Source organism: Rhodococcus ruber, assembly GCF_027270735.1.
GTDB classification, from domain to species: domain Bacteria; phylum Actinomycetota; class Actinomycetes; order Mycobacteriales; family Mycobacteriaceae; genus Rhodococcoides; species Rhodococcoides rubrum_A.
In genome coordinates this window covers 40469-53464 of the sequence record NZ_JAPWIJ010000004.1, presented here as the reverse complement: position 1 = coordinate 53464, position 12996 = coordinate 40469, and the positions used below count along the sequence as shown (strand labels likewise).

Annotated in this window: 13 protein-coding genes; 5 read left to right on the top strand and 8 right to left on the bottom strand. The window is 65.1% G+C overall.

The annotated features are described in order from the left end of the window. Positions 1 to 27 precede the first annotated feature (27 nt). Both O4220_RS10215 and O4220_RS10210 read left to right on the top strand, forming a co-directional pair. A complete protein-coding gene (locus O4220_RS10215; protein WP_269603764.1) occupies positions 28 to 1677 on the top strand; it encodes a 4Fe-4S binding protein in 1650 nt (549 codons plus the stop codon). A gap of 225 nt (positions 1678 to 1902) precedes the next feature. Further along, complete coding sequence (locus O4220_RS10210; RefSeq protein WP_269603762.1) at positions 1903 to 2154, top strand: hypothetical protein; 252 nt, start codon at positions 1903 to 1905, stop codon at positions 2152 to 2154. A gap of 40 nt (positions 2155 to 2194) precedes the next feature. Here the strand turns inward: O4220_RS10210 and O4220_RS10205 are convergent, their stop codons facing one another. Genes O4220_RS10205 through O4220_RS10190 form a run of 4 tightly spaced genes read right to left on the bottom strand, consistent with a single transcriptional unit; the run spans position 2195 to position 5696 of the window. Further along, the gene (locus O4220_RS10205; protein ID WP_135045995.1) at positions 2195 to 2815 is read right to left on the bottom strand and encodes a TetR/AcrR family transcriptional regulator; all 621 of its coding nucleotides are present in this window, start codon (positions 2813 to 2815) and stop codon (positions 2195 to 2197) included. Between the two features lie 42 nt (positions 2816 to 2857). Beyond that, on the bottom strand, positions 2858 to 4087 hold the full coding sequence (locus O4220_RS10200) for an NAD(P)/FAD-dependent oxidoreductase (RefSeq protein ID WP_269603759.1): 1230 nt from the start codon (positions 4085 to 4087) through the stop codon (positions 2858 to 2860). Continuing rightward, positions 4081 to 4404 (bottom strand): 2Fe-2S iron-sulfur cluster-binding protein, encoded by a 324-nt coding sequence (locus tag O4220_RS10195; protein WP_269603757.1) that lies wholly within the window; start codon positions 4402 to 4404, stop codon positions 4081 to 4083. The genes O4220_RS10200 and O4220_RS10195 overlap by 7 nt, the downstream gene beginning before the upstream one ends. Further along, entirely contained in the window at positions 4401 to 5696 is a 1296-nt protein-coding gene (locus O4220_RS10190; protein ID WP_269603755.1) for an alpha/beta fold hydrolase, read from the bottom strand. The genes O4220_RS10195 and O4220_RS10190 overlap by 4 nt, the downstream gene beginning before the upstream one ends. A 137-nt stretch (positions 5697 to 5833) precedes the next feature. On the opposite strand from O4220_RS10190, the gene O4220_RS10185 reads away from it, so the two are divergent. From O4220_RS10185 to O4220_RS10175, 3 genes are read left to right on the top strand one after another with little or no spacing between them, the layout of a single operon-like run. Then, positions 5834 to 6889, top strand: coding sequence for a hypothetical protein (locus O4220_RS10185; protein WP_269603753.1), 1056 nt, complete (start codon positions 5834 to 5836; stop codon positions 6887 to 6889). 1 nt (position 6890) lies between these two features. Further along, positions 6891 to 8210: a cytochrome P450 gene (locus O4220_RS10180; protein ID WP_269603751.1), complete on the top strand. Its 1320-nt coding sequence runs from the start codon at positions 6891 to 6893 to the stop codon at positions 8208 to 8210. A gap of 46 nt (positions 8211 to 8256) precedes the next feature. Beyond that, on the top strand, positions 8257 to 9111 hold the full coding sequence (locus O4220_RS10175) for an SDR family oxidoreductase (protein ID WP_269603749.1): 855 nt from the start codon (positions 8257 to 8259) through the stop codon (positions 9109 to 9111). Between the two features lie 128 nt (positions 9112 to 9239). On the opposite strand, the gene O4220_RS10170 is transcribed toward O4220_RS10175, so the two are convergent. From O4220_RS10170 to O4220_RS10155, 4 genes are read right to left on the bottom strand one after another with little or no spacing between them, the layout of a single operon-like run. Further along, positions 9240 to 10040: an SDR family NAD(P)-dependent oxidoreductase gene (locus O4220_RS10170; protein WP_135045981.1), complete on the bottom strand. Its 801-nt coding sequence runs from the start codon at positions 10038 to 10040 to the stop codon at positions 9240 to 9242. Beyond that, positions 10037 to 10558, bottom strand: coding sequence for an aromatic-ring-hydroxylating dioxygenase subunit beta (locus tag O4220_RS10165; RefSeq protein WP_135045979.1), 522 nt, complete (start codon positions 10556 to 10558; stop codon positions 10037 to 10039). The genes O4220_RS10170 and O4220_RS10165 overlap by 4 nt, the downstream gene beginning before the upstream one ends. Before the next feature lie 39 nt (positions 10559 to 10597). Next, on the bottom strand, positions 10598 to 11794 hold the full coding sequence (locus O4220_RS10160; RefSeq protein WP_269603744.1) for an acyl-CoA dehydrogenase family protein: 1197 nt from the start codon (positions 11792 to 11794) through the stop codon (positions 10598 to 10600). Between the two features lie 43 nt (positions 11795 to 11837). Then, a complete protein-coding gene (locus tag O4220_RS10155) occupies positions 11838 to 12944 on the bottom strand; it encodes an acyl-CoA dehydrogenase family protein (protein ID WP_269603742.1) in 1107 nt (368 codons plus the stop codon). Positions 12945 to 12996: the final 52 nt, after the last annotated feature.

Genomic DNA, 12996 nt, shown 5'->3' with positions numbered 1-12996 from the left:
ATCGAGATCGACAAGGAGAGGGACAACATGGCCTACGTCATCACCCAGAACTGCTGCAGAGATGCCAGCTGCATTCCGGCGTGCCCGGTCGACTGCATCCGTCCGGTCGGGGGCACGGCCGAATATCTGAACAGTCACATGTTGTACATCGATCCGGCCTCCTGCATCGACTGCGGCGCGTGCGTGGAGGAATGTCCCGTGGACGCAATCCATCTCGACACGGATCTGCCGCCTGCGCAGGAACGGTTCAAGGAGATCAATGCGGCCTACTTCGAGCAGCATCCACTCACGCCCATCACGCTGCCTCCGGAGGGAAAAAGACTGTCGGTCAAGCCGGGCTCGCTTCGGGTCGCGGTAGTCGGCTCCGGGCCGGCGGGGTGCTACGCGGCCAAGGAGTTGGTCGCGATCGACGGCGTGGAGGTGGACCTCTTCGAACGGCTCCCCACTCCTTACGGATTGATCCGTGCTGGTGTCGCCCCAGACCATCAGAGCACGAAATCCGTTGTCGAGATGTTCGAAGAGGTGCTGACTCACAATCGGGTCGCGTGTCACTTCAATATCGAGGTCGGCCGAGACCTGAGCCACCGCGATCTCCTGGCGCACCACCATGCCGTCATCTACGCCGCGGGCACATACACAGGCCGCGAACTCGGCATCGCCGGTGATCACCTGGCCGGCAACTACGCGGCCGCCGACTTCGTCGCGTGGTACAACGGCCATCCCGACCATGCCGGTGACACTTTCGATCTGTCGGGCCACCGGGCAGTGATCGTCGGCAACGGCAACGTTGCACTCGACGTGGCGAGAGTGCTGCTGATGAGTCGCAATGAGCTGGCCGAAACCGACATCGCGCAGCATGCTCTGGACGCGTTGTCCGACAGCAAGATCGATGAGGTCGTGATACTGGGCCGCCGAGGTCTGCGAGACGCAGCATTCTCGGTGGCTGAGTTCCTTGCTTTGGGTTACCTCGAGGGCATAGACGTTGTTGTCGAAGGAGCAGACTTCGACGGGTCCGCTGACGACGATCATGAGACCGGACTCAAGTTGCAGCTCGCACAAGAGTACGCACAGCGTCCGCGCGCTTCGGACAAGCGAATTATCCTCCGTTTCATGACATCTCCGGTCGAAATTGTCGGTACCGACCGAGTCGAAGCACTGCGGGTGGCGTCGAACCATCTCGACGCGAACGGTGCCCAAAGCCCCGAGGTCGCATCGAACTCGAATCTCATCGACACTTCGCTGATCTTGCGCTCGATCGGTTACAAGGGTTCGCCCATCGGCGGGCTACCTTACGACTCGATCAAGGGTGTGATGCCCAATATCGACGGCCGGGTGATCACCCCCACCGGCGACTCGCTGCACGGCACCTACGTCACAGGCTGGATCAAGCGAGGACCGCAGGGCGTGATCGGAACCAATCGTGCCTGCGCCGAGCAGACGGTCGCTCGCCTGTGGGAGGACTTCAACAGCGGTGTGCTGTCGCGCGACATCGACGGACGCGACGCGCTGGAATTGCTGTTGGCGTACAACGACGCAGACCCGATCGGATGGGCGGGTTGGCACATGATCGACACCCTCGAGCGCGAGCGGGGAGCGCAGGAGTCCCGGCCAAGAGCGAAATTCGTTGCTGTCGCAGACATGATTGCAGCCACGATGCCTTGGTCGGAAGACAACTGACATCGAAAGATTGCATCGAAAACCATGAACACAACGAGCGGTCACCTCACTGTCATGAAGCGCGGCGGACGCCGGAAACGCATCTGGGAGCCAACGCAGTCAGCGCGCCTACGGCCGAGGTAATGGGAGGCGACGAAGCAATGCAGACGGCAGTCGCGCGCGCACATTATTCCCTTGCTTCTCGGCTGCCGTACCACCGCCCTAGCGGACGAAGAGCCACTCCCTGTGGACGTTCCGGCTGCTCTGCGCGACGCTGCCTCACGCGTCGAACTGCTCATCGGCAACACCGAGGACGACGCCGCACCCTTCGTCGCCGTGTATCCGCGGATCGCGACGCTACGCAGATTCGGTTTCGTCGGACGCGCATTGGTTTCTCGCATAGTTGCCCGCGCAACACAATCGACGTTCGGGATCGATTATATCGTGAAACTCTGGCGTCAGGGACACGGAAAAGTGGCGACCTACCGATTCGATTGAGCTGCAACAGGTTCGTCACTCAGCGTCATTCTCACCGAGTTCATGACGGGCGTGAGACCAGCAGGGTGGTTGCGGCCTCGAAGGCGTCGTCGAGCCGACGTCCGAGCAGCTCGAGTGACGGGTCGTTCTCCTCGCGCCACCGCTCGAAGGCGACACGCAAGGCACTCAATGCCCAGGCCGCCAGCAACTCGGCGTCTCGGTGTGACCGCGGCTCCGGGAGCCGTTCGAAGATCACCTCGGACAGCAGTACCTCCCAGTCGAAGACTCGGTCGCGGATGCGCTTCATGAGGGCGGGAGACGAATAGGCCATCTCGGCGCTGATCCGCATCTGCTCGGCGAATCGGCTCGACGGGTCGTGGACGGGGTCGAACGCGCGCCGCAGAGCGAGCCAGATCGGCTCGTCGGCCGGGCGCTGTTGCAGCACCGAGCGGAAGGTCGGGCCCGGGTCGTCGAGCCACGCCATCGCGAGGTCTTCCTTGGACTCGAAATGCCGGTAGAAGGTGCGGCTTGCGACGCCGGCTGCGGAGGCGATCATGTCGACGCTCGTGGCCTCGATGCCGCGCTCCTCGAAGAGTTCGCGGGCTGCGTCGGACAGGCTGGCGCGTACCGCCTCGCGGGCGATCGCCCGCCCGCCCACGGGGCGCTCGGACCGGTCCGTCATGGGGCAGGCTCCTGTCGGACGATGGCTGGGTGACGGAACACGTCAGGGTCGGGCGAGCAACTGCCGGACAGAAATCGAGTCGTCCGTCAGGCAGTCGATGGCGGTAGCTATGGGCCGGCCGAGCCAGGACTTCGATTGCGCGAATTCGGCCGGTCGGTCGACCGCCTCGATCCGGGTGATCCGATCGTCGACGATACCAAAGGTCATGAACGATCCCTGCGACGTCTCACCCCTGGTCAGCCAGCGTTCGACCCGCGCTGCCGGGTCGCCTGCCATCTGGATCTTGACGCCGAACTGGTGCGACCAGAACCAGGGCGCGCCGTCCACCGGAACAGTAAGCCCGAGGATGACCGCCGCGACCCGTCGGGCACTGGAAGCGGCATGAGGTGCGGACTCCAACCGGCGTGACGACCCGTCGGGGCGCACCACCCGCGCGCAGTCACCGATCGCGAACACGTCGGGTGCCGAGGTGCGGTAGTCGGCGTCAACGAGCACGCCGTCGTCGACGTCGAGGCCTGCCAGCTCGGCGAGCGAGATCTCCGGGACCATTCCGATCCCGACGACGACTTCGTCGACCTCGAGATCTGCCTCGTCGGTGACGATCCGAGCGATCCGGCCGTCGTCGCAGGCATCAAGGCGCAACCCCGTCACCCCCGTGCGGACATCCACGCCGCGGCTGCGATGCAGGGCCGCGACATGGTCGGCGGTCACCTCGCTGCAGACGCGCCCGAGCAGACGCGGTGCGAGCTCGAATACCGTCACGGCTGCCTCGCGAGAGCATGCGCTCGCCGCGACCTCGAGCCCGACGAATCCGCCACCTACGACCCCTACCCGGGTGCCGCGGAGCAAGCGACCACGCAACCGCTCGACGTCTGAGTGCGTCTTGACGTGGTAGACGTTCCCGGCGTGCTCGACGGCCGGATCGGCCAGGGCGCGGGGCCGACCTCCCAGTGCGAGCACCAGCATGTCGTACCCGACGGATTCATCGTCGAGGTGAACTGTCTTGGCGTCGATGTCGACTCCGTTCACGTGGCGACCGAGTACCAGTTCGATGTCGTGCTGCTCGTAGAACGACCGGGGCCGGGCGAGGAGCTCGTCAGCGGCCGTCGTTCCGAGCAGGAATCCCTTCGACAGCGGCGGACGCTGGTACGGCGGCAGGTCTTCGTCGCCGATGAGCGTCAGGGTGCCATCGAAACCCCCGGCCCGCAGCGCGGCGACGACCTCACCTCCAGCGTGCCCCGCCCCGACGATCACGATTTTCGGACTCACCATTGGCTCGCCGGGATGCGCACCCTGACGCCGTCGATGTCGGGGCCGACCGTGATCTGGCACGAGAGCCGGCTACCCGGTTCACGCTCCTCGGACGTCGCGTCCAGCATGTCGTTCTCGAAGCCTGTGGGTGGTCCGACGACTCCGATCCACGCATCACCGACGATGACATGGCACGTCGCGCACGAGAGCTCCCCGCCGCAATCGGCGACGATCCCCGGAACGAGGTGGGTGAGAGCGCTGCGCATCACCGACTCGCCGTCTGTGGCGTCGACCGCAGTGACAGTGCCGTCGGGCTGCTCGAATTCGACCGTGCTCACGATGTGGTCACTGCCCGCTCGGCCGCTACCGCGTGTTCCGCTATGCGGTCGAGGGCTGCCGTGAGGTGCGGGCGAAATCCCTCGGGGTCGTCGGACGGGGTGAAGTGCGAGAGTCCGGGCATCGCGAAGAACTCGGCACCGGGGATGTTCGCAGCCAGCGCCGACCCGTTGTCGTCGGGCGTCAGCATGCTGATGTCGTGCTCACCGGTGAGGATCGTCAACGGAGTCCTCGCGGTGTCGATCAGATGCCCGTCGATGCGCAGGTCGTGACCGAACATGAAGTAGTCGTTGTCGGCCGGGTAGACATCGCGGTGGTTCGACGTGTAGATCCACTCCACCTCACGTCTGAAGTCTTCCGGCGCGTCGATGCCGGTGACATCGAACATCGTCGAGCCGACAGCGCCCGCCGCGACGCGTGGGTCTCGGAAGCGGTCGTTGTCGAAGGACTGCCATGACTCCATGTGGTAGAGCCCGTTCACTCCGATCGCGCCGCGGATCGCCTCTGGATGATGGGCGCACAGATCGGAGGCCAGCTGGCCCCCCACGGAGCAGCCGACGAAGATGGGGCGATCGAGGCCCGTCGCAGCGATGAAGCCGGTTACCCAGTTCATCAGGGTCGTCTTGTCGAACTTCAGGTTCTTCTCCCACCAGCGCGAACCCAGCGGGGGCAGCGATTTGCCGTGGTACGGCAGGTCGATCGCGATCATGGTGTAGCGCTTCTGCAGCTCGGGGTCGGCGAGGACGTGGCGGTACTGACGGCCGTCCGCTCCCGCGGTGTGCATTAACACCACCGGCACCGGGCCCGTTCCTGCCTGCTCGTAGTAGACGCGGTATTCGAGTCCATCGACCGTGTAGCGGACGTAGCGGCCGATCGGGTCGTCGGAGTCGGCGAACGGGTCTGCGTCTGCGACCTTCTCGCGGCGACCGGTCTCGGTCTCCACGCCGAGGCGGACGATTCGGTTCCACGCGCCGAGGTAGGGAGCGACGACAGTAGGCCAGTCGGCGTCGATTGTCGCGCCGAAAACCTGGGCCGACGTCATGCATTCAAGTCCCAGCTGCGGCTTCTCAAGCGCCATGAGGTCCCACAGCACTGTGGGGACTGTGATGCCGACGGTCGGCTCTCCGGCATCGGGGGCCGGGTCGGACGCCGTGACTGCGCCGTCGTCCACATGCAGTTCCAGAACGGTCTCGCCGAGGGTCACGCGCACCGACCCGCGGAAAGTCTTGAGGCGCACCGCAAGTTCACGGTCGCTCTCGAGTCGCGTCCGCAGTTGCAGCCTGTCGAGGGTCATGGGCATGTCCTTCCTGACACTGGCGAAAATTTGTTCGTCACATATTGACTTGATGTCACACTATGACAGATAGTCGTGGTGTGCAAGATCACAGATTGCTCCAGCACGATCCCCCCGGCGACAGGATGACGATGACGATGACGACACGACAGGACAGGGCAGCTCTTCTTGCCACTGCGAAGCGTGCCCAGCACAACGCGGTCGACTGGGTCGAGCAGCAACTCGAGGACGGTCGACCCCGCGACCACGCCCAGAAGAACACCTGGTGGCGGGTGCCTTGGGCGCTGTCGGTCGCCGGCGCTTCGGATACAGCCGCATCGGTCCTCGGGTGGGCCGAGCGCGACGCCCTGGACGACGACGCGGATCTGAAGCAAGGGCCCGCCGAGTTCATGCCGGGAGCCAGCCCTGTCTACGAGCTCAGCGCCCTCGCGATCGCAGCGTGGCGCCTGGGCCGACACGATCTCGCCAACGCTTTGCTCGACCGCTGCCGGCTGTTCCAGAGCCCGGTCACCGGCGGTGTGTACGACCGGCGGGACCGCTCCGACGGGAGCGCGACCGTCCAGGATCTGCTCAAGACCTGCCAGCTCGGCATCGCGGCTGTCGTCGCGGGCCGCCTCGACATCGCCCACCCGATCGCGTCCTGGGTGCGGGAGCTGTGGGCGCTGCAACCCAAGCTGCCGGGCGTCCTCTACGCGGGCCGCTGCGACGACGGTTCGCTGCTCATCCCGGCGGAGGACGACTTCCTGGCCCGGTTCCTGATGCGCGTCGATTTCCGCGAGCCCCTACAGGCCTACTACAACCCGGGGATTGCCGCCGCCTTCCTGCACGACTTCCGCGCCCTGACGGGGTCCGACGACCGCGACCTCGCCCGCAGCTTCCTCGCTCTGAACGCCGGTGGCACCGACTCCCAGTTCACCGATCCGAACTCGGTGCAGATCTGCAAGTACGCCTGGGGCGTCGCCCGCGACGTCGAACTCGACCCGGCATCGCCGTTCGTCGCCGATGCGGAGCGGATGACCGAGTGGTTTCTCGACCGACAGAACGCCGACGGCTCCTGGTCTCCGTCGACCTTCGGCTCGACCGAGGTGCCGGCTCCCGTCGACCGACTGTGGAAGACCGCCGAGCACCTCATGGAGCTGACGTTCCTGATCGAAGCCCTGACCATTGCCGACTCGACGACCGCTGAGGACTGACATGACCGACGACACCACCTTCTCCCCCGCGCTGTGCCCCGTTACCTCACCCGAAGGCCGAGTCGACGTCGACTTCGACCACCTGGCCCCCGACTACTCCGAAAACTGGAGCGACCGCCTCGATCAGCTGGCCAGGTGCCCCGTCGCCCACTCTGCACATCATGACGGCTTCTGGCTGATCACCGGACACGAGGAGCTCAAAGCTGCCGCAGCCGACTGGGAGCACTTCTCGTCCCTGCACGACGGCGTCGCGGGCGATGCATTTGCCGCACGAGACGAGGTCGCCTATCCCGAACCCCGCACTCCACGCGGTGGCTCGATGATCCCGACCGCCTCGATCGCCCGCATGGTGCCGAGCGAGGCGGACGGGCCGATGCACACCGACATCAGGCGGCTCGAGGTGCCGTTCTTCACGCCGAAGGCAGTCCGGTCCCACGAGCCGCAGATTCGCACATACGTCGACGAGGCCCTGGACGCCGTGATCGAGAGCGGGCGTATCGATTTCGCGGCAGATCTGGGCCGTGTGATTCCGACGAAAGTCACGATCTCGGTCATCGGCTTCGACCCCGACGAATCGCCCGACTTCGCCGCCGTGGTTCACGCCATGAACCTGCACGGGATCTTCTCTCCGGAGTTCCCCTTCGAAGCGCTGTTTGCCACACAGGCCAAGGTCCTCGAGCTCGTCAAGGCGCGCCGCGCGAATCCGCAGGACGATGTCGCCTCGGCCCTGACCCGGGGCTCGGTGCTGTCGTCGCCGGTCACCGACGAAGAGGCAGCGACGATACTGAACGGTCTGACCTTCGCGGCCACCGACACCACGACCTCGGCTCTGCTGCACTCGCTGCGGTGGCTCTCGGCGCACCCTGAGGAGCGCGAACTCCTGACGCGCGAGCCCAATCGGATCCCTGCGGCGATCGAGGAGTTTCTTCGCTATTACAGCCCGTTCTTCGGCATCGCCCGCACGGTTGCCGCGGACACCGAGCTCGGCGGGCAGTCGATGGCCGAGGGCGATCGCGTCATGCTCACGTATGCCGCCGCCAACCGTGACGCCCGCACGTTCGAAGACCCCGACCGCGTCGATCTCACCCGCTCCAACGCGTCCGAACACGTCGCATTCGGGGCCGGCCCGCATCGATGCCTCGGCGCCCCGCTGGCCCGCCTCGAGCTGCGCATCATGCTCGAGCGGATCCTCGAGCGGATTCCCGACTTTCACGTGCTCGAGGACGACGTCGTCGAGTACCCCATCAAGTCGACCATCAACGGAATCGACCGGTTGCCCGCGACATTCACGCCCGGCGCGCGCGTCGGTGCCGTCCACTGACCTGCAACCCCTCATCACCAAAACCCCTTATCACCGTAGGAGAGTCATGAAGAGTGTTCATCGCGAGACCGGGGACCTGACCGGACGCGTCGTCGTCATCACCGGAGGCGGCCGCGGCATCGGCCACACCACCGCTACCCAGCTGGCCGCGGCCGGCGCACGGGTAGTGCTCGGCGACCTCGACCTGCCCACGGTCACCGAAGCAGCCACCTCCGTGGGCCACGGCACGGTAGGAGCAAAACTGGACGTGACGAGCCGCGAGTCGTGGGGCGAGTTCCTCGACGCGACGGCCGCGGTCGGGCCGATCGACGTTCTCATCAACAACGCAGGCATCATGCCCATCGGTCGCTTCCTCGACGAGGACGACGCAATCTCGCGAGCAGTGCTCGACGTGAACGTGCTCGGATGTGGGCTCGGTATGAAAATGGTCGTGCCGGGCATGATCGAACGCGGCGGCGGGCACGTCGTCAACGTCGCTTCTGCCGTCGGCCGGCTGCCTTTGGCCGACGGTGCCAGCTACTCGGCCTCGAAGGCCGCCGTCATCGCGATGAGCGAGGCCGTCCGCGACGAGCTCGCAGACGACGGCATCGACATCAGTGTGATCCTGCCGACCGCCGTCGAGACAGCCCTTGCCGCGGGAATCGCCCACGCCAAGGGAGTCAAACACCTCGCGCCGGAGGACGTCGCGCGGTCGATAGTCGGCGTCGTCCGACGCCCCCGAGCCGAGACATGGGTGCCTCGCTCGGGCGGGTTCATGGTGGCCGCGTCGGCGGTGCTGCCCCGCAACGTGCGACTGGGTCTGCAGCGGCTGGTCAGCGCCGATACGGTCCTGAGCAGTGCCGACAGGACGGCTCGCGTTACCTACGAGCAGGAGCTGCGCCGAAAGATCGGGCGGGACTGACGAAACATCTGTCGCCCCTGTTAGGACCCGTCTAGAGAATGGACTCGCCACCGGCCGAGCGATGGTCGATGGCGAGTCCGGTGGAGGCACAAGGCGTTCGAGCTACCTCCCAGGTCCGACAAGAGCGCTTACGGGTGCGGCACCCACGGCCAATACTTGGCTGTCGCACCACCATCGACGGTGATGTTGCTGCCCGTGATCATTGCCGAGTCGTCCGACGCCAAGAAAACGACCGTTGGTACGTAGTCGCTCGCCGACGGCAAGCGGTTCATCGGCATCTGCCCGTAGAAGTCGTTGGAGTACTCGTTGTCGGGCGACTTCGCCGCGCGCAGCATGGCCTGCATCTCAGGGTTGTCGGGCTGGGTGGCGGTAGGAGTGAACCCGTTGACGCGGATGTCGTGACCAGCCAGCTCCATTGCAGCCGAACGAGTGAAATTGATCAGACCGCTCTTGGCCGTCGAGTAACCGATATTGCCGGCCTGACCTTGCCAAGCAGCAGTCGAGAGCACGTTGACAATGCTGCCCCCGCGTCCACCCTCGATCATCGCCCCGGCTGCTGCCCGGGTGAACACCAACGCCCCTGTGAGGCAGATATCGACCTGGCGCCGGAACTCCTCTACCGGCATCGTCATGACGCCCTTGTGGTTGAACATCATGGCGTTGTTCACCAGGACGTCGACCCGCCCCCACCGCTCTTCGGCCTGCCGCACCACATCCTCGGCGTGCGCCGGATCCGTGACATCACCGGCAACCGCGAACGCCTCGCCACCGGACGCGACAATGCTGTTTGCCGTCGCTTCGGCCACGGAATGCACGAGGTCGGTACAGATCACCCTGGCTCCCTCCGCCGCCAACCCGGCGGCCAGCGCCCCACCGATGTTGGCGCTGGCTCCCGTCACAATTGCCGTCCTACCCTCGAGACGGTTCACAGAATGATGCTGACCTTGCCGTGCGGCCGTAGTGCATCGAGCACCATGACCGATTTCCGGCTGATGAACCGGAAGCCGGTCACCTCGTCTCGCTCCACGATGTGCCGGTACTGGCCGACATACGTGTCCAGGACCCCCGAGCGAACTCGGTAGACCGCGAAGTTGGCCAGCACATGCAGACGGTCGTTCGGAGCCTCCATCACCCGCACGTTCGAGATCATCCGCCGCGTTGCCGAATGCGGATACTCGGCGTGCGCGGCTCGCGTCAGCAGCGAGTTGACCCGTTGCTCCAGCAGGAAACGATCGTCATGGACCAGGAAGAGATCTTTCGACGGATCGCCGTCCGGACGGTCCGTCGCCGGAATCTCGTAATAACCCCCAGGCGCGAAAAGGTCGAGCCACTCGTGCAGGCGCCACTGGTCGAGCATCTCGGCCTCCTCGAACAAGAACTGCTCGACGTCGACCAGGACGTCGCGAGCGGCTGTCGACCGAAGATCGGGCTGTGTCGTCAAACTCATCAACATTCTTCTTTCGTCGTGACTTCGATGGACCGGTCGTCAGCCGGCGAGGCGGCCGACGAGTTCACGGGCGACGATGATGCGCTGGACCTGGCTGGAGCCTTCGAAGATGTCCATGATCTTGACGTCGCGATACCACTTCTCCAGCAGGAGCTCCTTGCTGGTGCCCTCCGGTCCCAGCAGCTGCATGCAGCGTCGGATGATCCGGTCGCACGTCTGCGGGGAGTACCCCTTCGAGATCGCCGGGTTGTACCGGTTGGGGGTGCCGTTGTCGAGTACGAAGGCCGCCTTGTAGTTGATTCGGCGGGCGCGGGAGAGCGCCTCGTTCATGGCATCCAGATCGCGCTGCACCGCAGCCCAGCGGTGTACGGAGTACCCGGCCTGCTGGCCCGCGAGAAGCTTCGTGGTCACGTCGATGGATGCCTGCGCCATGCCAACGGCCATCCCGGCCATGTTGGGTCGGTTGTTCGACAGCGCCGCCAGGGCACCGCCCTGACCGGATACCCTGGGACCCTCGTCGACCGGACCAGCGGCGTTCCAGCCGAGACGGTTCTCGAGCGGCACACGGCAATCCTGGAAGAGAAGCTCGGATGTCTGCCAGCTGCGGATACCGAGCTTGTCCTCGTTCTCCTTCGCTATCGAGAAACCGGGCGTCCCGCGCGGTACGACGAAGCAGGCGATCCCCTTGGCACCGAGCGATTTGTCGGCGTTGGCGAACACGGTGATGTAGTCCGCACGCGCGCCATTGGTGCAATACATCTTGGAACCGTTGATGACCCAAGAGTCGCCGTCCCGCACCGCTGTGGTGGCGACCTGCGAGGTGTCGGAGCCGAAGTGAGGTTCAGTGAGCGCGAAGCCGGTCGAAAGAGTCCCGTCCATGACCGGGTCGTACCACTTCTTGATCTGCTCAGGACTGCCCATTGCCTCGATGACGAGTTGACCGATACCGCGCCCCGGAACGCCGAACCCCCACACGTCGCCGTACACGAAGTTCTCGTGGTAGGCCATCTGCGCGACCCAGAAGCCGTCGGCGAATTCAGGCAGCCGATCTGTGTCGGTGTCCTCGCGCCCCAACGGAACGGGCGAGGTATGCAGGATCGCCTCCCAGTCGTCCGGGACCTTTTTCCGAGTGTCGGCCTCGCGGGCATGGGGACGAAGTGCGCCGGACGCCCATTCGCGCAATTCCTGCGCGTACCGCTGCAGCTCCGGACTCAGCTCGAACGACGTTGTGCTCATGCGTGCTCCTCGATGAAGGTGAATGTGGTGGTGTCGGTCATGGTCAGAAGACGGCGCTGAAGGAGGATGCGGTTGGATCGAAGTCGAGCGTCGAGAGGAAGGCCGCCGTCCGGTACCACAGCTCGACGGGGTACTCGCGGATGAAGCCGTGCCCGCCCAGCACCTGCACTGCGTGACGGGTGGTTTCGGCTCCGTTCTCGCTGGCATACGACACGGCGGATGACACAACCGCCGAAATGCGTTCGATGTCGCCGTCGTTGTCGATCAAGGATGCTGCGTCGAGCACCTCGAGTCGGGCCTGCTCGGTGCGCGCGAAGGCCTCGGCCAGAGGGAACGAGATGCCCTGGAAAGACGCGATCGGCTTGCCGAAAGCAATCCGGGTCTTGGCGTAGTCGGCGGCGTATTCCAATGCGCGCTGAGCCATTCCGGTCTGAGCAGAGGCAACTGCGAGCCTGAGCCACTCGACACTCTTGCGCAGGCCATCGGAATTCAGGAGGTTTGCGCGCGGGACGACGACGTCGAAATCGATGCTTGCGATATCCGCCGCGTCGAGCGCCAGTGATTTGTCTCGCACACCCACATTCACGCCATACGCGGTGCGCGGCACGATGACAGCACGCAGGTCGCGGGTGGAGGGATCGACACCGACGACGATGATCGACTCGGCCTGACCCGAAAACGGCACTCCGACCTTCCGACCGGTGACGCGTACGCCGTCGCCGTCGTCGGTGATGGTCGTCTCGAGCTCGGACGCTCCGCGGCCGAATCCTTCGTACAGTGCGACCGAGCCGCGGTTGTCGAGATTCTTCGACGCTTCGAGGATGCCTGATTGCTGCTGGGAGGTGCCGTGCAAGGAGATCAGCAGTGATGGGGCACCGCTCCAGACGGCCGCCAGCGTGATGCCCGCGTCACCGTAGGCGAGGTTCTCGACCGCAGTCATGTAAGTGACGGCACTGGGCATGCCCCCGCCACCGAGTTCCTCGCTGACCGGAGCGGTGAGTTCCGTCCCGACGATGGCTTTCCAGGTCTTGGACGGGACGACTGCGGCCGCTTCGGTCTCCCTCGCTACTGGAAACAGCACCTCGAGGCCGAGCTCCCGTGTCATCTCCGCGACGGCTTCCTGCTCATCGTCCTGTGCCAGGTAGATCATGAACTCTCCTCGTTGTGGTCGATCACGCCACTCGCCGGAAGGCGCTGGCTTT

Bases quoted from the DNA above. Each gene is read 5' to 3' on its own strand.
- O4220_RS10215 (WP_269603764.1), top strand. From the start codon at position 28: ATGGCCTACGTCATCACCCAGAACTGCTGCAGAGATGCCAGCTGCATT.
- O4220_RS10205 (WP_135045995.1), bottom strand. From the start codon at position 2,815: ATGACGGACCGGTCCGAGCGCCCCGTGGGCGGGCGGGCGATCGCCCGC.
- O4220_RS10200 (WP_269603759.1), bottom strand. From the start codon at position 4,087: ATGGTGAGTCCGAAAATCGTGATCGTCGGGGCGGGGCACGCTGGAGGT.
- O4220_RS10190 (WP_269603755.1), bottom strand. From the start codon at position 5,696: ATGACCCTCGACAGGCTGCAACTGCGGACGCGACTCGAGAGCGACCGT.
- O4220_RS10185 (WP_269603753.1), top strand. From the start codon at position 5,834: ATGACGACACGACAGGACAGGGCAGCTCTTCTTGCCACTGCGAAGCGT.
- O4220_RS10180 (WP_269603751.1), top strand. From the start codon at position 6,891: ATGACCGACGACACCACCTTCTCCCCCGCGCTGTGCCCCGTTACCTCA.
- O4220_RS10175 (WP_269603749.1), top strand. From the start codon at position 8,257: ATGAAGAGTGTTCATCGCGAGACCGGGGACCTGACCGGACGCGTCGTC.
- O4220_RS10165 (WP_135045979.1), bottom strand. From the start codon at position 10,558: ATGAGTTTGACGACACAGCCCGATCTTCGGTCGACAGCCGCTCGCGAC.
- O4220_RS10160 (WP_269603744.1), bottom strand. From the start codon at position 11,794: ATGAGCACAACGTCGTTCGAGCTGAGTCCGGAGCTGCAGCGGTACGCG.
- O4220_RS10155 (WP_269603742.1), bottom strand. From the start codon at position 12,944: ATGATCTACCTGGCACAGGACGATGAGCAGGAAGCCGTCGCGGAGATG.